Source organism: Anaerocolumna sp. AGMB13020 (assembly GCF_033100115.1).
Lineage (GTDB): Bacteria > Bacillota > Clostridia > Lachnospirales > Lachnospiraceae > Anaerocolumna.
In genome coordinates this window covers 67,907-88,684 of record NZ_CP136910.1, presented here as the reverse complement: position 1 = coordinate 88,684, position 20,778 = coordinate 67,907, and the positions used below count along the sequence as shown (strand labels likewise).

The following is a 20,778-nucleotide window of genomic DNA, read 5'->3' as shown; positions in this document are numbered from 1 at the left end:
TATATCATGGAAACTTTTTTATATTTATTTAACTCGTTCTGCACCAGTAACAATAGGCCTTTATATTAGACAACTTGTCCGGCAAACCATTCTCTGTTGTGGATTTATGCTTTATAATTATAGCTAAGTGCCAGCGCATCCTCTAATTTTTCTATCAAGAAATCTATATCAGCCTCTTCTATTACCAGTGGTGGCTGAAAAGCAAGTACATTACGGTATAATCCGTTCTTTCCAAGAATTATGCCCTCGTCCTTTAACCGCTCTAAAATAGCATCGGTTATCTCAGGCAAAGGTTCCTTTTCAGGAGTACATAACTCCGCCCCCAGCATCAGTCCTCTCCCTCTTACATCACTTATAATGGGGTATCTCTCCTTCAGATCCAATAGTTTACCTCGTAGTCTTTTACCAAGTCTTTTTGCGCGACTGCATAAATCTTTCTCTGAGATGTATTGAAGCACTCCTAAAGCAGCGGTACAGGAAACCGGATTACCACCAAGTGTCGATGCGGAAGGTGCTGTAAAACGGGCGGCTATCTCCGGTGTTGTAGAAAAGGCGGCGGCAGGAATTCCGTTTCCTAAGGCTTTAGACATAGTCATGATATCGGGTACGATTCCGTATTGCTCAATAGCAAACATTGTTCCAGTACGAGCAAAGCCTGTCTGGATTTCATCACAGATCATTAAAATCCCATGTTCCTTCAGCAGTTTTTGAATCTCTATGAAAAATCCCTCCGGCGGTGTTATTATACCCCCGTTTCCCTGTATAGGCTCAAAAATAAAGGCTGCTATATCGGAATCTTTCTCAATGATATCATTTATTTCTGACAGGGTCTTTTCAGGAGAATTGGTTACAAAGTAGAAGTCATCGTCAAGAAATGGGTCTCCTCTCCACATTGGTATTGCTGTAGCAGACATTGTCAGATGAGTTCTTCCGTGAAGACTATTGCTTAATGCAATAAATTTTTTCTTCCCTGTATAAATTCTTGCCAGTAGCATGGCACCTTCATTTGCTTCTGAACCGGACATACAGAAGAAGGAATTCTTAAGGTTACCCGGAAGTATTTCACTAAGCTTTTTGGCAAGTTCCACTACTGGTTCCGTAAAATAAACATTGGTTACGTGCTGAAGATTTGTTAACTGCTCAATTACTTTATTTATAATTTCAGGATTGCTATGTCCGCAATTCATTACGGAAACTCCGGCAAAGAAATCCAGATATTTTTTTCCCTGATCATCGTAGAGATACTGCATTTCTCCTCTTGTAAATACCGGAGGATTTTTATAGAAATACCCCAGGCAGGGCATCAGATAGTCTTTACGCATCTGTAATACTTCTTCAGAATTATACATTTAATAACCTAACCTTTCTTATAACCTTTATTGTTGGGCGCAGGCACAAATCAGAGAGCATATATTTTCTCATTTCTCACTTTTATAAACCGAAGATCCCCAATGTCAATCCCTTTCCTTCTGCTTTCATCTCCTGATATAAATTACTGCAGTTATTAAGGTCAGATAAGGCTTTCTTATAGATAGCAATTACATGTTTTAATTCTTCCTCGCTTAAATGTGCTGCCTCAATGCGGAAATTTAATAAACCGGCTTCATAAAGTCCTTTCAGGATAGGAAGGTAGCAGAGATTTTTATATAAAATCATATGGTTTCTTCCGTACTGATCCTTATAAACAGGATGCTTAAAACCCTTTTCATCTACCAGATACAAAAGCCCTCTTCTGTCTTTATCCACATTATCATAAAGATCATGCTCCATATACATTACGGTTGGAGAACCATAAACGATTAATTCTGCCTTCGAACCAGCCGAACTAATAAGTTCCATAGCTTCAGCAAGAGTTGCTTCGGGTGTAATGGTGAACCTGTTGAGGCCCATTTTTTCATAAAAACCAGCAGATGCATCATTTAAAATATTTAAAGGGTAATCACCGATTAGATTCTTTTCTTTGAAAGCACGTACACCACCAATATTTGTCGCAAGCAGACCGTCTACCGGGAGTCCTGAAGCCATAAGTTGTCCATACTGTTGAAACTGCATATCAAAGGTCATATGAGGCATACCAAGGTATATCTCAGTATTCCCCTTCCCGGAAACCAGTTCCTCAATCTCACGCCTGGAAAAAGGTCTGTCAGGAAGAAAGACATCCCCTGAAAGATATATGGCATCAACGCCTGCCTCCAGACATATTTGTGCCTGCGCAGTATTATTAACTTTAACACACAGCTTCGCTTTATCTGTATTATTTTTGATATATTTTGTGAGTTCCTGGTTAATTTTCTCCAGCTTCTCTTCTGTAATGTCACGTTCTTCGGTTGCAGTACTGAATACCTTCCCACTGCTAAAGAGGGTACCAGTACCTTCATATCTCCTATTGATATTGCCAAGTCCGGGTCTGCCAAAAGCGTAAGCCGGGGAGGTATCCCGCTTACGGTTTTCCTGTAATAATTCAGAATCCTTGCCCCTGTCATAACAGATAGGATCCTTGATATACCGGTCTATTGCATCTGCATAAGTTCCGATTATCATTTTGAGATAACCGATGTCACGCATACGTCCTTCAATTTTGAAAGAGGTAACGCCACCTTCAATTAATTCCGGTATATATTCATACATGGACATATCTTTTACGGCCATGGGAAACTCTGTTTTGTAATCCTTACCCTCCTGATGTATATCAAAGCTCCATCTGCATGGTTTTAAGCAGCGTCCACGGTTAGAGCTCTGTCCAAATAACATTCCGCTGTAGAGACATTGTCCTCCGTGAGCAATACACATATCACCATGAATAAAATATTCTATTTCCATCTGTGTTGTATCAGCCAGATATTTGCTGTAAGTAAGGGAGGCTTCTCTGGAGATTACTACTCTTGTTACGCCCAAATCCTTTAAGGCATATATGCTCTGCTGATTATGTATATTCATCATTACAGAGGCATGTACCGTCAGATCCAAGGCTAATTCCTTTATAAGTGCTATTACGCTTAAATCCTGTACAATCAATGCGTCCGGCTTATACCCTTCCAGTTTTATAAGAAAGCTTTTTAGCTCAGAGAGCTCCTGATCACCGTAAAGATTATTTACAGTGATATATGCTTTCTTACCACAGGAATGAGCAAGCTTTACAGCTTCTTCAAGCTCTGCATCCGAGAAATTATAGTCCTTGCGATGTAGACGCATATTCAGGTTTTTACCACCAAAATATACGGCATCACAATCCAGTTGAATCACTTCCTTGAATATTTCAAAATTACCTGCGGGAGCAAGCAGTTCTATGGGTTTTCCGTTAAAAAATCTGGCCATTTCTTATCTCCTATATTATCCAGTGTTGTCATTGTGAGTATATGTAATCACATTTTTCTTGTTTTTAAACATATTTATGATAAGACTATTTATTCTTTTATGCAAGTATTTTCTTATGATGGAATATTCACAAGCCATTTTGCTGTTTTCTCTTTTTGCACCAGCTGGTTATATTCATCCATGCGAAGGAGGGTTGGTTTTTCATAAGGAAAAAAGGAGTTGCACCTAATAGAAAGAACTCCTGCTATACTTCCAGTTTCGTTATCATCTGTACATTGTGTCTTCTTCTTTTTGTTATTTATACGTATAACAAAACACTGGTAAAAACCACCTAAAACTGATAAAATGAATTTCATTATAAAGTATATTTCTGTGTTTGCTATCCCACATGCTTCTAAGTTATTGTTAATACAGAAGCATATCCTTAGTAACATATAGTGTTTTATAAGTTGGCTTAAGCTTTTACCCGTTTCAGTATAAGTCTTGTATATTAAGTCTTTTGACTGATTGAGCATATTGAATATCAGAGCAAAAATAAACATATACAGAGTAATACTTATACAGAGTAATACTTATATCCAGAGATATGCTTTTAAGATAAGATAAAATACAAAAAGAAAGGCTGCCACATTGAAAGCTTATTATACTTTCACAATAATATGTGGTAATAACGCATTAATACTGCGATAACAGGTTTTAATATGTCAACTAATACGATAAAATTATATGATGAAGACAGTTATCTGTCTGATTTTTCTGCTACTGTAATCTCCTGTACTGCGAAACAAATTGATCATCAGAAGCCCTTATACGAAGTTATACTTTCAGCTACTGCTTTCTTTCCGGAGGGCGGTGGACAGGCCTCTGATACCGGAATCTTAAATGGCATCCCGGTTATTGATGTACAGGAGAAGAATGAAATTATTTATCACACTTTAACAGCACCTTTGACCGAGGGTGAGGTGATTAACGGATCTGTAAACCAAACGAGAAGGTTCGATTTTATGCAGCAGCATACTGGGGAACATATTTTATCCGGATTAGTTTTTAAGAATTTTGGTTATGACAATGTTGGTTTTCACCTGGGGACAGATACTGTTACGGTTGATTTTAGCGGAACCTTTACAGAAGAAGACATTCGACGGATAGAGGAACTGGCAAATGATGCTGTATTTCATAATATACCGGTTGTTGCTGTTTATCCGGATAAAGTAACTTTAAAATCCCTGAACTACCGCAGCAAAAAGGAATTATCAGGTGCAATCCGGATTGTAACCATAAAGGGTGTTGATACCTGTGCCTGCTGTGCTCCCCATGTTAAGTTTACAGGAGAAGTAGGCCTAATAAAAGTAACCTCTTATCAAAACTATAAGGGAGGAACAAGACTTGAACTCCAATGTGGTAAACGGGCTTTAACAGATTATAACAAGAAGGAAAAGAATATACAGAATATATCTGTTACTCTTTCTGCTAAAATCTATGAAACCGATGAAGCTGTCAAGCGGCTCAAAGACGAGAAATTATCTCTTGAAGCCAAGCTTACCAATCTTACTATCAGACTATTAAATTTAAAAGCGGATTCTATACCTTCTGGCGAGGAACCTTATATCTTATTTGATTACGAAATACCGGATAATCAGTTAAGGCATTTTGCGAATCTTGTGAAAGAACGCAGAAATGGCGTTGTTGGAATCTTCATTCCTTCTGCTAAGGATTCTTTAATAATGGAAACAGACGAACCACTTGAATACCGTTACGTTATGTGTGCTAAAGCTATGGATGTAAGACCTATGGGAGCCGAATTAAATAAAAGCTTTCTTGGACGAGGCGGCGGCAGTAAGGAAATGGTCCAGGGCAGTATAACTGGGAGAAGAACAGATATCGCTGATTTTTTAAAGAATTTCACTTTTTAGGAGCTCAGTTTAAATTATGTAGTTTAGATAGTTCTGTATAAATTATGCTGTTTCAATTAGTTCACAGCTCTAGTTAATTCAGTTTTGGATTATGCTGTTATAATTGTTCAGTTTTTATTAATACAGTTTTGGATTATGCTGTTTTAATTGTTCAGTTCTTATTAATTCAGTTTTGGATTATGCTGTTTAATTAGTTCAGCTCTAGTTAGTTCAGTTCAGCTTATGCTTTACAATTAGTTCGGTTCTAATTAGTTCAGTTCAGCTTATGCAGTTTTAGATTATGTTGTTTCAGATAGTTATTTCTGATGCTGTTTGGATTGCAGTTTCAGATAATTTATTTATGCATTATGCTGTTTTAGTTATTTTCAGCATTTAATATTATTTATAAAAAATCCATGATTATTTAACAGGTTAGGTTATTCATATAGACCTGATTAAATATCATGGATTTTAAATTTATAATAGTTACCTATCTAATGGAAATAATTTTTAGAAATTAATATATTTCATTCAATCTAACTTATTTTAACAATTACACTTATACTATTACATTTACAATATTCGATTTCCTATTTCATTAAGGTCATTACATTTATTCAATTTCATTGTTGCTATACATGTAAATGCAACCACATATATTCCAAAGGTTCGCTTCTATTGTCTTGCAGACATATTCATAATCAGAAGCTTCCATCCTTTATCTGTTCAGATTAATTACAGTTGCCTTCACTCTTGTCATAGCTTCGATAGAATAACGTATCCCCTGGGTACCAATACCTGATTTCTTAACACCAAGAAAAGGGAAATGATCGGGTCCGCGTTCTGTTTTATTGTTTATGTGTACGGTTCCTACCTCTAACTTACCTGCCACATGAAATGCATCTGTTAGATTCTCAGTAAATACAGAACTTTGGAGACCATATTCAGATTTATTTGCCAGTTTTACCGCTTCATCTACTGTCTTAACACGTAAAATCGGAAGTACGGGTCCAAATGGTTCTTCCCAGGCAATTCGCATATCCTCCGTTACTTCATCAAATAAAGTAGGATATAACAGGGTTCCTTCTCGTGTGCCACCAATAACAAGCTTTGCACCTTTTTGTTTTGCATCTTCGATAAGCTCCCAGACAAAATCCGCAGCTTTTTCACTGATAAGCGGCACTACATCCGCCTGGACATTTAAGGGGTTTCCAACCTTCAGCTTTTCTATTTCAATTTTCAGATAATGAATCAATTTATCCGCTACGTCTTCTAATACAAGAATTCTTTTAACCGCTGTACAGCGCTGCCCTGAATAGGAAAAGGCTCCTGCAACGATATTTTTCGCTGCAAATTCCAAATCGGCATCTTTAAGAACTATTGCCGCATCCTTTCCTCCAAGTTCCATAAGCAGCGGTACCATATGAACTTTTCCTGAAATATCGAGACCGACTTCGGTACTTCCTGTAAAATTAATAAAATTAATATCCTGATGGGTTACAATATAATCACCAATCTCACTGCCTTTTCCTGTGACAACAGTTAAGGCTCCTTCTGGAAGTCCGGCTTCCATAAATAACTTTGCTAGCTCTATTCCGCAGAGGCTTCCTGTTGTTGCTGGCTTAAATACCACGGTGTTACCAGAAACCAGTGCAGGCGCTATCTTAGAAGCCGCCAAATTGATAGGATAATTAAAGGGTGAGATGGCAAGTACAACGCCTACCGGTTCTCTTGTAACCATTGCTATTTTTTCTTTGCTAAAGCCGGAAAACGTATCACCCTGGATACTCTCTCCATGGATACTTTTAGCGGTATCTGCTGTAAAGCGAATAAAATCAGCTGTTCTGGTCACTTCTGATGTTGCACTCTTTTGATCCTTACCAACTTCCATCATGAGTAAATCCGCAAGTTTCTTTGTATTTGCAACCAGAAGGTCTGCGGCTTTATACATTATATCCGCTCTTTGGCTTAAGGGCATTTCTTTCCAGCTATAGAAAGCTTCTTTCGCTTTTCCTACTTCTTTATCTACTTCTTCCTTTGACATTGACTTAATGGAACCTAAAAGACTGTTATCAAGGGGAGAAAAAATCTTAATCTCTTGCATATAGAGCTCCTTTCAAATAAACACAATTATTGTTTATTATCCATCAAATATGTGTAAATTATAAAGGTATTTTAAACGCAAAATAATATTTCGTATGTGACTAAGTTACATTGATAATGATTATCAATCAGAGCTTCTGTTCACTAATTATCCTCTCTAACTCCAGCAGCTCTCCGGCCGCTAATTTCTGGTTCTTTAAATAATCCGTAAAAAAGTTACACAAAGAACCATTATAAAACTTGTTAAGCAATGCCTGTGTTTCTGTGTTCTGCACAGTTCTTTTAGAAATGGTTGCCCTGCATAAGAATCCAGGGTCCTCTCTCTTTACGACACCTTTATCAATCAGACGTTTAATAACGGTATACGTAGTATTCTTTTCCCAGCCTATGTATTCTTTTATTATTTTGGAGATATCTTTTGCGGCCAAAACCTTATTTGACCATAAAAGCTCCATAATATTTAATTCTCCTTCATGTAGACGTATTTCATTCATTCTTGCTCCAATCTGCACTTTCGTTTTTTGTGCTTAAATATAGTAAGAGATCTATATGAAATCCTGATAAAGATTCCTGTCTGGATTCCTCTATTAGGATTGAAAAAGGATGATTGCTTACACACTACATTTGTAGAATCAAGGTGTATTAACAGGTTTATTATTGTAATTTAAGAAATTATAAACGTTGTAAGGACCACTAGTCTCCCTCAATGCCCACAGATTTAAAACAATGCTTCTAAGCTAATTGAGTGAAGGAAATCTATCAATAATTCACAGTACTACTCGCATCGTAGGTCCACTTGCTGCATTGTCAGAATAAGAAGTGCTCATAGCGTGGTACGGCTATGGTACTGTCACAAATCAGGCTATAATTTATACTTCCTAATCATTCACATTAGCGCATATGGTCATTTCTGTCTGTCTATGGCTGATTGTAGAATCATAAGTCTACAGTTGTCGAATGATGTTGCACATCGAACCAATTTAAAATCTACACTAGTAGTTTTTACCATTATCATTATTCTATCTAAATAGAATCAAGTTGTCAATGATATTTTTGACTCCATACAGAGGGATAATATCTCCTGAAACATCTTCATTGCTAAACTCATCAGTGGTTACCAACATTTGATTGATTTTAGGTTGCTTTTCTTTCAGTGTACTTAAAAGCTTGGAACGCTTTTGTATTTTTGTTCTAATTTCCAGTGGTAAAACAGGATAATTATTCTTATAAGCTGCCTTTAACAAAAACAAAGAATGGTTTCCAGAGGCTGTCTCCCAGTATCCAAAAGGAATATCGGCCCCAGTTAATACTTGCGCAATGTAACTTTCAATCAATCCTTCCCGAAACCCTTCCTTCAGGTCACAACCTGTGATTTTTGACAGAGAATGATATAACCCTATGTCAAAAAGATATAGCTTAAATGCAGAAAAGTTATTACTAATCTCCTCACTTTCATAACTGCTGATTCTTTCATCTGATATCCTTGGGCATATCATGCCGCAAAAACTGCTTTTTATAAAGGTCAGGCTTTCTTTGTATTGATTTTCCGTAGCTCCTTTTCTTATTTGATTGAATTGGAACTTTTTATTACGCTTTGACAGTTGCTGTGGCAGTGTAAAGAGCATCTGTTTGACTTTCAGGGCACAATTTTCTTCTTTCATATCAGTTTCATAGAAATACGAATAGAGTATGTCCCTGTGTATTTGTGTAATATTCTCTGTATTTTCATTATTTATGTACTCATTCACAGCTGCTGGTAAGCCGCCCACAATAAGGTAGGTCTCAAAGAGATTTACCAAAGCTTCATGAAAAATCTGCGGCAGACTGCTCTTCTTTATAACAGACTCATCAATCATTTCAACATACCATTCATGTCCGGCAGCAGAAAGAAATTCATCAAAATCCATGGGATACAATTTGAAGGTTGTGTATTTATTTATCCCATAGGTATCTCTTTGAAGATAGGTGGCATATCCGGATATTATTAGAATGTCCCAATCGGGGTAAAGTTTGCTGATTTTCATTACAATCCCATCGATTTCCTCTATACAGTTCATATCATCTACAAGGAAAAGACCTTTATCGCTCTCCTCCGGTGAGCCTTCTAAGGGTGTAAGTCCTGAAGTTACTCCAGTTAACAGAAAACGTTCAAAACAGGCAGCCAATTTGTCTTTGTCTGCCTGCAATTCGTAATTTATATAGATATATCTTTTGTAAAAGTCTTTTGCCAGAGTTAATGCAAGGTAAGTCTTACCCGTTCCTTTGGCTCCGGTTAATATTAATGGTTTCTTTTGTAAGGATTCTTTCCAGATTTTAAGTTGAGCGAATAATTTTCGTTTCAATGCTTACTCCTTATCATTGTTTATCTTCTTAATTTATTAAGAAGTTCTTCATAATAAGCAGGAAGAGGAGCTTCAAATTCTACATATTCTCCGGTTGCAGGATGTATAAATCCCAAAACCCGAGCATGTAAAGCCTGCCCTTCCAGGCTGAAATTACTTTTATTATTGCTGTATAGTTCATCTCCAAGCAATGGATGTCCAATACTGGCCATATGAACTCTTATCTGGTGTGTTCTGCCTGTTTCCAGGGTACATTCAATATGTGCATACCGTCCTCCTAAATTTTCAAGGAGCTGGTAATGTGTAACTGCATGTTTTCCATTTTTGTGATTGACAGCCATCTTTTTTCTATCTACAGGATGACGTCCAATTGGAGCTTCTACCGTCCCTGTAAGCTCTTTAAAGGGCTGAAAGACAACTGCATTGTATTTTCTGGTTATAGAGTGCACTTTGAGCTGTTCCGCTATGCATTGGTGTGCTTTGTCATTTTTACAGGCAACCAGGACACCTGTTGTATTCATATCAATACGATGAACGATTCCGGGACGCAAAATACCGTTGATACCGGAGAGTTCATCTTTGCAATGATACAGTAAAGCATTTACTAAAGTATTCGAATAATGACCAGCTGCAGGATGCACTACCATACCTTTTCTTTTATTGATTATTATGATATCTTTGTCCTCATACACAATATCTAAGGGTATATTCTCCGGTTTCAGATCTAAATCCACTGGAGACGGAAGAATCAATTGAATCATATCTCCATCATTCACTTTGTAATTTGCTTTCACTGTGTTCTCATTTACTTTTACCCTGCCTTCTGCAATAAGCTTCTGAAGATAGGAACGAGTCAAATCCTCCTGAGCTTCAGCAAGATAACGGTCAATTCTCAGACCACCTTCCTCTTGTTCCACAAAGAAGTCCAGTATTTCTTCATTCATGAGATACCACTTTCTTATTTCTACTTAATGTAGTTAGAATTTCTTATAATATTGCATGTAAAATAGCTTAAAATACTCGTTATTGAATCTGGTCCTCTTCTTTTTCCTCGGCCTGTGAATCTTCGGTATTGTCATTCACAACAGCCTTCTCACCAGCGTCATGAACGGTTGCTGTAACTGCTTTGTCACTTTTAAAGCTAAGGAAAGCAAAGTCTTCATCCTTGTAATAAAACAGGCCTAAAAGCACCAACAATACAGAGGATATGGTGATATAACAATCCGCTACATTGAAGATAGGGAAATCAATGAGTTCAAAGTACAGAAAGTCCACAACATAACCTTTAAGGATTCGGTCCAAGAGATTTCCAACTGCTCCTGCACAGATAAATATAAGGATAATATGAAGAGCATTATATCTTTTTTCAGCGGGCACTTTTATATAAATAAATACCATAAAGCTCAATAAAATTACCGCCATAAGGACCAGAAAAATTGTTCGTCCGCTTAATATGCCCCAAACAGCACCATCATTTTCATGATAGGTAAACTGAAAAATTTTAGGGATTAAGATAAATGGGCTATCCTGCAGATTCTGTATTACCAGGTATTTTGTGAACTGGTCAAATCCTATTAACAGGATAAGATAGATTAAATGCCTTAATTTTCGCATATTGCCTCCGATAATAATTTCATTTTTTTAAAACAGTTCACAGCATCCAGAATATCCTCTCTGCTTACTGATGTATCAATCACTGCATCACCCTTTTCTTTTAAAAGAATAAATTTAATCAGATTTCCATCTACTTTCTTATCATGAAAGCATACTCTTACAAATTCTTCCGAAGGAATGTCCGTATCCGATATGTTAACCGGTAAATTAAATGAGCTTAAAGTATCTGTAATTTCTGTTACATCGTCTTTGTTAAGATAGCCATGTATCTGAGAAAGGTAAGCCGCCGAGACCATGCCAATGGATACACATTCTCCATGTAATAACTTAAACTCCATTAATTTTTCGATGGAATGCCCCAGCGTATGACCAAAATTCAATAAAGCTCTGACACCCTTTTCTGTAGGATCAATCTCGACTACCCTTTGTTTTATTTCACAGGAACGCAGTACCATTTCTTTTAAGGCCTGGGGTTCTCTCCTTAAGATTTCCTCTCTATTACTCTTAAGCCATTCATAATATGCTATATCTTTTATCAGACCATGCTTTATGACTTCACCCATTCCATTACAGAATTGTCTGTCATCCAGGGTATGAAGATGAGCAAGGTTAATATACACCAGTCTGGGCTGATGGAAAGCGCCTACCATATTCTTATATGCCTTAAAATCAACACCTGTTTTACCGCCTATACTGCTGTCTACACAGGCTAAGAGGGTCGTAGGTATTTGTAAGAAGGCTATTCCTCTTAAATAGGTTGCTGCTGCATATCCGGTAAGATCACCTACCACTCCGCCGCCTAAAGCAAAAAGCATGTCATTTCTGTCAAAATTGGATTGTATTAATTTCTCATATAAAAGCTCTACTGTTGCCAGTGTTTTACTGTCTTCTCCCGCTGGAAAGGTAAAGGTTTCAACAATTCTTGCATAGTCTTTTACGATTTCTAACAGGTTATTTAAGTGAAGCTTACTGACATTGGAATCAGTGACAATACAAACCTTTCTGCCAGCCAGATTAAGTGCTTCTAATTCTTTCAGAAAAGGGTTATAATCTTCTGCAAGAACAATATCATAAATGGGTGAGTTATCTTTTTTAATTGTAATCCGATTGGAATTCTGCATTATAGAACCATGCCTTTCTCACTCCTGCAAACATAGACCGCAGGCATTAATTTACGTGAAATATCATATTTTCTAAAGAGCGGTATCAATGAACCGTTCAGTTCTGACTCATTATATCCGGACACTCATGTCTTGCTGCAATTTAATATGGCATTGCTTATATATTATGCTTCTGAGGAGTGAAAGAATTCAAATGCATCTAACTCTTCCGCCGTTACACCCGCATCATTGGGTTTCTCCTCTTTATCGGTCTGCTCTCCAGGCTCCAAGGTTACTGCAGCCTGTTTATTAGAAATAACTGCTCCGATATTTTCCAGGGACAGATCAAGCTCGTCCGTATGTATTTTAAAGGCTTCACTTTCCAGCAGCTCTGTCTGCATAGCTGCAAGATGTTTAAATTGTGTTTTAAATGCCTCGTATTGCTGCACCAATTTTATTGTCTGTTGTTTCAGCATCACGACTTCTTTATAACTTTCTGATATAATCAGCTGTGCCTTACCGTTCGCTTCATCTTCAATTGCTTTTGCCTGTTTTCTGGCTGCTTCTTTTGTATCCTCTGCTGCCTGTTCTGCAAGCAACAATGCTTTTTGAAGGGTCTTTTCGATAGATTTATAATAATTAATACCTTCATTTAAAGTATTAACCCTATCATTTAACTCCATGTTTTCTTTGTACATGGTCTCATAACTTTTCTGCAATTCAGAAAGAAAACCTTCTACATCCTTTTTGTCATATCCAATACCTGATTTAAAAGTTTTACTTTGCAGTTCAATCGGCGTTATCATAACTTTTCCCCTCCTAAATGTATTTTAATAACGATACATAATACCGTCCTTTTTTCGTCTGATTCTCAAGGCCTTTATAAATAAATTTCCCATATCCCCTTACGGATACCGTCTCATTTACTTTTAGCTGATAGCTGTTACTTTCTATAAGCCTTCCATCAACATAGACCTTACCTCCTGCTATCAATGACAATATACCGCTCCTGGAGGATTGAAAAGCAAGGGCTATAACTGCATCCAGTCTTGGCGAAGCTATGCTGCCCTTAATTTCTTTGAAATCCGGCGGAAAATCTGGTAAGTCCCCATAAATAACTTCACAGTTAACTTTTGTATGTTTTATTTTCTCTAAGTTATCTGCCAGAAAATTTCCTATTCTTGCTTCACAATATACAAATCCTTCTTTTTCCTTAACAAGAATATCTCCTATTTTGCCTCTCTCAATTCCCAGATTCATAATAGAACCCAAAAAATCTCTGTGACTGAATTCATCACTGAATTTCTTATTGTTAGGAAGAATCTTTATACATGCAATATAATCGGAAAAAGCTTTCACGGAGGAATCTCCGCAAAAGCATAGAATTTTCCTTTCAGCAGTTTCAAACCCGCCGAAAAGCTCATGATTTACATTTGGTAATTCCGGTTTTATACTATGAAAAATACTGATATCATGGAGTGTAAGAAAATCAGTATAAGTATTTATGTTCTTGTTATAAGCAGTCCTTGCTAACTCCAATAACCGCTTCTTTAATAGATTATCTTCTTTATCCGTGTTCATCTTAACTCCCGTTTAATAATCTTACAAATAAATCCTGTAGAAACATGATTAACACAAAACTGATCAAAGGCGATAAATCAGCGGCAGGATTGCCGAAAATCGAATATTTCAGCAAAAAACGTACCGGTGTTAAAATCGGTTCAATTAATAAGGATAGAAGATTTTTGAATTTTTCACCCCCAGAAAACCAGGAGGATATCATATATAATAGCAGTATTACCTGCAATACTACAAAAAACATATAAAAGGTTGAATAGATTGTTTGTACCATTATTAGAAATCCTTATTTAGTGTAGGCACTTCAAAGCCATTATTCTGTAGTATATCTGCATAATCTCCGGATATATCAACGGATTCCGGTGATATGATAAAAATAAAACTGGATATCTGATGCAATTTACCATTTAAGGAATACACTGCGCCTGATATAAAATCCATAATACGCTGAGCCAGATCAACATCCAGACCTTCCAGGTTGATTACAGCAGCTCTTCCTGATAACAGCATATCGCAGATTTCCTGAGAGTCTTCAAATGTACCAGGTTTCATGATACAAACTTCAAAACCCTTGGGGCTTGTCCTGATTGGCACTACCTTGCTCGGCCCGGATTTGTCCCTTTCCATCTTCATCTGCCTTTCTTTTCTTGCCTCATTTAATACATTATTGACCGTTTGGGAAGACATTTCTGTTTCATAGGCAGGCTGATAGGCGTTTTTTACCGCTTTCTTTTCTTGTCTCTCTGCACGCTTATATTCTTTTTCATCAAAATCGTCATCTTCATATTCATCTTCAGTAAGCTTTAGTGAATCCAAAATACTTTTAAATATATTTTCCATACTCCTTGTCTCCTATCTGTAATTATATCTGCCCTCTAAAGGCTTGTATAATTACGTTCCCCAAAAATACCTGTTCCTACGCGGACCATTGTTGCTCCTTCTTCAATGGCGACTTCGTAATCCCCTGTCATTCCCATTGAGAGCACATCCATAGTAACATTATCAATGTTTTTCATTTTTATGTCAACATTTAATTGTCGCAATTTTCTAAAATACTTTCTGTTTTTTTCAGGTTCATCCACATTGGGGGCAATTGTCATTAAACCGCAAATCCGAACATTCGGAAGTTTGGCGATTTCTGTAATCAAAGGCAACACATCCTCTTCAAAAACACCGTATTTACTCTCTTCTCTGGCAACATTTACCTCAATCAGAATGTTACAGATTACACCTTTTTTCTCTGCTTCTCTTTGAATCTGCTGAGCCAGTTTATAGGTATCAACCGAATGTATGAGCGCAGCTTTATCTACAATATATTTGACTTTATTTGTCTGCAGGTGGCCAATTAAATGCCATTGTAAATCTTTCGATAGAACTTCATACTTTTCTGTCAATTCTTGTACTTTGTTTTCCCCAAATACCCCCATTCCTTCCTTGATAGCTATTTCAATGTCCGAAACAGGTTTTGTCTTACTGACTGCAATTAATGTTACATCTTTCCGCTTCCTGCCTGCTCTGGTACAGGCAGCATTTATTCTTAATTCCACTTCTTCAAGATTTTTTTTGATTGCTTCAGAACTCAAAATTATGTCATCCTTTCCTGGTTGATTTTAAGGAGCTATATTATTATGCTAAATTTTCATTAATATATTAAGGCTTGTTCTGTTGCCGTACTGCTATCTAAAGCTATATGGTCGTACACGGATAATCCGTTAACTGTATTTTTCTTAACGATACAGTATTCTTCATTTTGATAAAGTATTTCAATCTGGCGGAAAACTGCATATCCTTTATTTACATTAAAAACTCCTTTAAAGGTTTCCGTCTTATCCAAGATAAAAGTATCCTTTTCATCTTCCCCGATTATCATATCTCTTGTTCCGAAAAGATTTGTGTCAACATAGGCATATTTTTCATCCTGATAATAGATATCCGTAGCGATAAATTCATGAGTAGTTTTTTCATTACCATCACTTGAAGAGGTAACAACACGTGTTAAACCCTCTTTGTTGGAATCCCCGCCTTTTCTAAAATAGGAAAGAGGAACCTGATAGAACTTCTTCTCAACAATGGAAGTAATGGGTATCTTTAACCCTTCTGCTGAATTTATAACAATTTCCGTAGAAATAAATCTCTGATTGATATATCTTGGCATATAGCGTGTTAAGGTTACTTGTGCATAATAATCATTGCCTTTCTGAAATATCTTAACCGGCAGAGTTTGTTTCAGTCCGTCCGAGGTAAAGATTATTGTAACTTTTTCGTTGTCCTTTATTTTATTATATTGTTCTTCATCAAGAAGATACAGGATACTCCAATTATCATTTGTTATAATTTTATATACCGCATTCCCCTTATCCTGCAGCTTGTTGGTTCGCAACTGCGTCTTCTGATAGGTACTTTTATCAAAAGTGGCGGAAGTAGCGGCATCCGCACTCAGATTTTCATATCCGTCCGTATAATAACATACCACTCCACTTGTATCACTTTTTGCAACTTTTAAGGAAGCAGTCTTATCTTTCATTAAGGTTTTTAAGTTTGTCAGCATACTGTCATTGTATATCTGCATGGATGAATTCTTTAGTTCTTCTTTTAGTTGATATACATATGTAAAATCACCGCTGTTATAATCTTTCTGAAAATCTGTGATTTCGCTTTTGATAGCCAGGGAATCATCGGAAGATATTGAAGTACTGGTATTATCAGCAGCCAATTCTTCTGCATAGGCGTTACCTTCATCTACGGAATAAACCACCGAATTCTTGGCAACGCGTTCTCCATCACGATGATAATAATTTATATATCCGGCAGTATCTGTACTTACAATTTTCTCATCTCGAAAAATAAGCCCGTCCAATACAAAGTCATCAGCAGCTGAACCTTCCTTCACTTCATATATGGTTAAATGCTCCGTTGTGAAGTACATATAAATATTTACAATCACATAGACAAAAATAATAAAAAATGTTATGAATCCAATATTGATTGTCCTGGCTCTTCTGAATTTTGCAACTTTTTTATCAGAACCCAAATTAAAACCCCCTCCGATTTCTGATACAGAATCGATTTTATTTTCTTTAACAGCTTTACTGCATTAGAAAAATCAATATCTGCGCTTGAAATCTTCTACTCTTCTATACAAGCTAACTTATAATATTTTCCTCTTACTGTAAGAAATAATTCTGTTTATATGCACCTTTTTTATGTTGTAAGTGGTAAAAAATCTTAACTTAACTTCTATATATCTTTATCTATTATACTTTCTACCAGAGAAGAATGAAAGCCCTAAATTAATATTTTTAGACTCATATTTTAACAGAAAATAAATTGTAAATACCTACATTTTTCAGGAAGAATATTTTGTACATAATTGGAAACAATATTGAATGCAAGAAGGAGGTAATCAAGTGAAAACATTAGATTATATCGCATTGACGCTTGTTATCATCGGCGCCATCAACTGGGGTCTTATCGGCTTCTTGGGATTTGACCTTGTAAGAGTAATATTTGGTGACATGACAGTAGTATCCAGAATTATTTACGCTCTGGTAGGTATTGCAGGTTTGTATGCTCTGAGTTATTTCGGAAGACTTCGCAGCGAATAATAACGATGGGCGTAAAAATAGGAGGCAGGTTAATCATAACCTGCCTCCTATTTTGTGTATATTTTATAAAGCTACTGCTATATTTTCTCTCATTAATTCAGGAAAGGCATGTTCTGCCATGGAAATGCTCAGGGTAAAATCCACATCATATTCTTTTGAAATTTTCTCGATTTTCTTTAAGGTGGGAGTTAAGAGATCACCTTCAACAAAGGCGATGGTTAGAAAACTATCCAGAAAAACAGCTTCCAGATCATGATCCTGTGATACAAGACCGCATAAGAAACCAATAAATTCGCTGGGATTCTCAATACAATAATCTTTCACATTAATAAGCCTTATCCTGTTGCTTAGCTCATACATATGCTTATTGTTCTTATCCAGATAAACTACATTGCCTTTTGCTACTCTTGCTGCGAGATTAGCTTTTTCGATCAGTATTTTGGTCTTGCCTTTACCTTTTTCGCCTGCTATTATCTGTATCATTGTAATCTCCTCCTTAAGATGTGTATTTAATTAGGTGAAAACTTATAAATAATTCCTTAATACAGTTTCATTATAGTATATTTTCACCTAAAGCACAACCATAATATACCTTATCAGAAATTGCAAATTAATTTTCTGATAAAAAACGGTGCTTTTCCGCCATCCATCCGATTATAGGAACAGCTTTATGTTCTTATAATATAGAAATCGGTCATTTAATCATTTTCAGTAGATCTGTCATTTGTGTGAAAAGACTGTTACCGTTATCTGCTTTTAAAATAAGGGAGATATAATCTTTATTATCTTTATCCTGGCTATACAAAATGAGGCAGTTACCTGCCTTACTGGTTGTTCCTGTCTTACCGCCTAGTACAGTTATTCCCTCTGGTGCATTCTCTGTCCCCTTAAGATAACGGTTGGTCGTAAGAAAGGTCTTAGTTACTGATTCCTTAGAAGCATCTTCATATGTTACAGTATATTCCGTAGTTTTAATAATAGAAAGGAATTCCTCATACTTCACCAACTGATGAAATATCAGATACAAATCATATGCAGTGGTATAGTGATTATCATCATGTAATCCATGGGGATTCACAAAGTTTGAATGAACCGCGCCTGCATCTTTGGCAGCCTTATTCATCATTTTTGCAAATTCACCTACCGTACCTCCTATATGCTCTGCTATAGCGATCCCTGCATCGTTTCCGGAATAGATAAGAAATGCATAAAGAAGGTCCTTTAACTTAATGGTATCGCCTTCTTTCAGTCCACATAACTTAGCTCCGCTTTCCGTTATGTGAGAAGCATTATAACTTACTGTTACAGTATCCTCCAGATTACCTTGTTCCAGTACCACCAGTGCAGTTATCAATTTCGTAAGACTGGCTGGATATAATCTTTCATATACATTATTGGCAAAAATCACATCATTATCCGTATCATTGACAATTAAAGAAGATTCTGCCGTTATAGCAGAATCCGACATGTGATTTAGTTCGTCCGGTATTACTACAAGCTCAGATGCAAAAAAATCAGATTGATCACTGCTTAACTCATCGGTATAATTAGTATACACCTGATTCGTGTCAGCAGTATCTGAAAAGGGCAACGCAAGATTTTCGTTACTGCTGCACCCGGTGAGCAGTGAAACAGACACTACAATACAAAACAGTTTTTTCTTCATTGTCTTATCAGCTTTCATATCAAGAGCGTAATATTTCACGCCAGTCAAGGTCACCTCTGTCAAGAGCCTTTATCATTAATTCGGCTGATGCTAAATTGGTAGCCAAGGGGATATTATGTGTATCACAAAGCCTTACTACTGTATTAACATCTGGTTCATGGGATTTGGGTGAAAGGGGATCTCTTAAAAAAATCACTAAATCCATCTGATTATGCTCAATCTGAGCACCCATCTGCTGCTCACCACCTAAGTGACCTGCCAGATATTTATGGATATTTAAGTTTGTTACTTCCTCGATTAATCTACCGGTGGTTCCGGTTGCATAAAGCTCATGCTTATTTAATATGCCTCGATATGCGATACAAAAATTCTGCATTAATTTTTTCTTTGCATCATGTGCTATCATACCAATATTCATGTGTGGTGTTACCCCCTTCTATATTTTCTCTGTAAATTTATATTGATTATGATTCCGATGGATATCATGCTGCTTATCATGGAACTGAGTCCGTAACTGACAAAAGGCAGTGGGATACCGGTATTAGGAAGTACAGCTGTCGCTACACCGATATTGACAAACATCTGAAACACAAACATAGCAGAAATCCCGGTAGCAATCATACGTCCCAATCTGTCAGGAGCATGGCTTGCTATGATAAGACACTTAAAAATGATAATTGATAATAGCACTATAATAACACAGCCGCCTAAAAATCCAAGACTTTCTCCCGCTACCGAAAAGATAAAATCACTTTCAGCGACCGGAACGTAAGTATCGCTTTGTATGGCATCTTTGCCTTCTGTAAAAAGCTTTCCTGTTAATTTACCAGATCCGATGACCTCAACAGAATTATCCTGCTGATAGAGGGTATCGGAGGACTTATCAGCCTCAGGATTCAAGAATGCTTCTATTCTTGTCTGCTGATAATTCGTAAGGAAAAAGATATCATAATTATTCTGTATTCCCCATAGAGTACCAATTAAAACTGGTATGGCAACCAAAAGAATAGGCAGAATTATTTTAAGGCTTAATCCACCTGCAAATATCATTATAGCAAAAATAAACAGAATAACAAGACTCGTAGATAAATTTGTTTGTGTTAAGATAAGAAAAGTTGGAATTCCTATCAGTGCCGACAAAAGTAGGAATACATAGAATTTATTCATCTTTTCTTTAAATATCACTAAGAGTTTTGCCATAAAAATGATAAGTATGATCTTGGTCAATTCCGATGGCTGAAATTCAAATACTTTTAGATCAAGCCATCGTCTTGCGCTGTAATGTTCTACTCCTACCAGCTTAACAGCTACCAGGAGTATCAGATTTATAAAGTATAGTATAATATAGAACTGACTTATGAAATGATAGTCCACCAGTGATACAAAAACCAGTATGAAAACACCAAGACAAAGACCCATTACATGCTTTAAGAAAAAGCCCTCATCGACAATTCGAACCAGGTATATTCCAATACCACTTAGAATAATCACCAAAGTCATTATACTGAAATCATAGTTACTTATACTGTACTTTTTAAATGGAAACATAATTTTACCCTAACT

General features: G+C 36.5%; 20 protein-coding genes. 2 read left to right on the top strand and 18 right to left on the bottom strand.

Annotated elements, in window-relative coordinates; all coding sequences use genetic code 11:
* Positions 1-104: 104 nt before the first annotated feature.
* Together R2R35_RS00420 and R2R35_RS00415 are read right to left on the bottom strand one after the other, a co-directional pair.
* Positions 105-1,349, bottom strand: coding sequence for an aspartate aminotransferase family protein (locus R2R35_RS00420; protein WP_317732529.1), 1,245 nt, complete (start codon positions 1,347-1,349; stop codon positions 105-107).
* A gap of 82 nt (positions 1,350-1,431) precedes the next feature.
* Positions 1,432-3,315 (bottom strand): peptidase U32 family protein, encoded by a 1,884-nt coding sequence (locus R2R35_RS00415; RefSeq protein WP_317732528.1) that lies wholly within the window; start codon positions 3,313-3,315, stop codon positions 1,432-1,434.
* Between the two features lie 701 nt (positions 3,316-4,016).
* On the opposite strand from R2R35_RS00415, the gene R2R35_RS00410 reads away from it, so the two are divergent.
* Positions 4,017-5,228, top strand: a complete 1,212-nt coding sequence (locus R2R35_RS00410) for an alanyl-tRNA editing protein (RefSeq protein WP_317732527.1) — start codon at positions 4,017-4,019, stop codon at positions 5,226-5,228.
* Between the two features lie 697 nt (positions 5,229-5,925).
* Here R2R35_RS00410 and R2R35_RS00405 read toward each other — a convergent pair.
* The 12 genes from R2R35_RS00405 to R2R35_RS00355 all read right to left on the bottom strand — a co-directional run bounded on the left by R2R35_RS00405 (position 5,926) and on the right by R2R35_RS00355 (position 16,975).
* On the bottom strand, positions 5,926-7,311 hold the full coding sequence (locus R2R35_RS00405) for an NADP-dependent glyceraldehyde-3-phosphate dehydrogenase (protein ID WP_317732526.1): 1,386 nt from the start codon (positions 7,309-7,311) through the stop codon (positions 5,926-5,928).
* Between the two features lie 127 nt (positions 7,312-7,438).
* Complete coding sequence (locus R2R35_RS00400) at positions 7,439-7,804, bottom strand: BlaI/MecI/CopY family transcriptional regulator (protein WP_317732525.1); 366 nt, start codon at positions 7,802-7,804, stop codon at positions 7,439-7,441.
* A gap of 525 nt (positions 7,805-8,329) precedes the next feature.
* On the bottom strand, positions 8,330-9,652 hold the full coding sequence (locus tag R2R35_RS00395; protein WP_317732524.1) for an AAA family ATPase: 1,323 nt from the start codon (positions 9,650-9,652) through the stop codon (positions 8,330-8,332).
* A 20-nt stretch (positions 9,653-9,672) separates the two neighbouring features.
* Positions 9,673-10,596 (bottom strand): RluA family pseudouridine synthase, encoded by a 924-nt coding sequence (locus tag R2R35_RS00390; protein WP_317732523.1) that lies wholly within the window; start codon positions 10,594-10,596, stop codon positions 9,673-9,675.
* Positions 10,597-10,675: 79 nt separating this feature from the next.
* Positions 10,676-11,266: a signal peptidase II gene (gene lspA / locus R2R35_RS00385; protein ID WP_317732522.1), complete on the bottom strand. Its 591-nt coding sequence runs from the start codon at positions 11,264-11,266 to the stop codon at positions 10,676-10,678.
* Positions 11,254-12,387, bottom strand: a complete 1,134-nt coding sequence (gene aroB / locus R2R35_RS00380) for a 3-dehydroquinate synthase (protein ID WP_317732521.1) — start codon at positions 12,385-12,387, stop codon at positions 11,254-11,256. The genes lspA and aroB overlap by 13 nt, the downstream gene beginning before the upstream one ends.
* A 164-nt stretch (positions 12,388-12,551) precedes the next feature.
* The gene (locus R2R35_RS00375) at positions 12,552-13,172 is read right to left on the bottom strand and encodes a DivIVA domain-containing protein (RefSeq protein ID WP_317732520.1); all 621 of its coding nucleotides are present in this window, start codon (positions 13,170-13,172) and stop codon (positions 12,552-12,554) included.
* 13 nt (positions 13,173-13,185) lie between these two features.
* Positions 13,186-13,947, bottom strand: coding sequence for a YlmH family RNA-binding protein (locus tag R2R35_RS00370; RefSeq protein WP_317732519.1), 762 nt, complete (start codon positions 13,945-13,947; stop codon positions 13,186-13,188).
* A 1-nt stretch (position 13,948) separates the two neighbouring features.
* Positions 13,949-14,188 (bottom strand): YggT family protein, encoded by a 240-nt coding sequence (locus R2R35_RS24615; RefSeq protein WP_442872307.1) that lies wholly within the window; start codon positions 14,186-14,188, stop codon positions 13,949-13,951.
* Positions 14,189-14,220: 32 nt separating this feature from the next.
* Positions 14,221-14,784, bottom strand: coding sequence for a cell division protein SepF (locus tag R2R35_RS00365; RefSeq protein ID WP_317732518.1), 564 nt, complete (start codon positions 14,782-14,784; stop codon positions 14,221-14,223).
* 35 nt (positions 14,785-14,819) lie between these two features.
* Positions 14,820-15,527 (bottom strand): YggS family pyridoxal phosphate-dependent enzyme, encoded by a 708-nt coding sequence (locus tag R2R35_RS00360; protein WP_317732517.1) that lies wholly within the window; start codon positions 15,525-15,527, stop codon positions 14,820-14,822.
* A 59-nt stretch (positions 15,528-15,586) separates the two neighbouring features.
* Entirely contained in the window at positions 15,587-16,975 is a 1,389-nt protein-coding gene (locus tag R2R35_RS00355; protein ID WP_317732516.1) for an HlyD family efflux transporter periplasmic adaptor subunit, read from the bottom strand.
* Positions 16,976-17,330: 355 nt separating this feature from the next.
* Here R2R35_RS00355 and R2R35_RS00350 point away from each other — a divergent pair, with 355 nt between their 5' ends.
* The gene (locus tag R2R35_RS00350; RefSeq protein ID WP_081848686.1) at positions 17,331-17,549 is read left to right on the top strand and encodes a DUF378 domain-containing protein; all 219 of its coding nucleotides are present in this window, start codon (positions 17,331-17,333) and stop codon (positions 17,547-17,549) included.
* 63 nt (positions 17,550-17,612) lie between these two features.
* Here the strand turns inward: R2R35_RS00350 and R2R35_RS00345 are convergent, their stop codons facing one another.
* The 4 genes from R2R35_RS00345 to R2R35_RS00330 all read right to left on the bottom strand — a co-directional run bounded on the left by R2R35_RS00345 (position 17,613) and on the right by R2R35_RS00330 (position 20,763).
* A complete protein-coding gene (locus R2R35_RS00345) occupies positions 17,613-18,032 on the bottom strand; it encodes a twitching motility protein PilT (protein WP_317732515.1) in 420 nt (139 codons plus the stop codon).
* A 211-nt stretch (positions 18,033-18,243) separates the two neighbouring features.
* Positions 18,244-19,254 carry a D-alanyl-D-alanine carboxypeptidase family protein gene (locus R2R35_RS00340; protein WP_317734860.1) on the bottom strand — a complete coding sequence of 337 codons (1,011 nt, stop codon included), beginning with the start codon at positions 19,252-19,254 and terminating at the stop codon, positions 18,244-18,246.
* Positions 19,235-19,633, bottom strand: coding sequence for a methylglyoxal synthase (locus R2R35_RS00335; protein ID WP_033166359.1), 399 nt, complete (start codon positions 19,631-19,633; stop codon positions 19,235-19,237). The genes R2R35_RS00340 and R2R35_RS00335 overlap by 20 nt, the downstream gene beginning before the upstream one ends.
* Positions 19,634-19,641: 8 nt before the next feature.
* Positions 19,642-20,763 carry an FtsW/RodA/SpoVE family cell cycle protein gene (locus tag R2R35_RS00330; protein ID WP_317732514.1) on the bottom strand — a complete coding sequence of 374 codons (1,122 nt, stop codon included), beginning with the start codon at positions 20,761-20,763 and terminating at the stop codon, positions 19,642-19,644.
* Between the last annotated feature and the right edge of the window lie 15 nt (positions 20,764-20,778).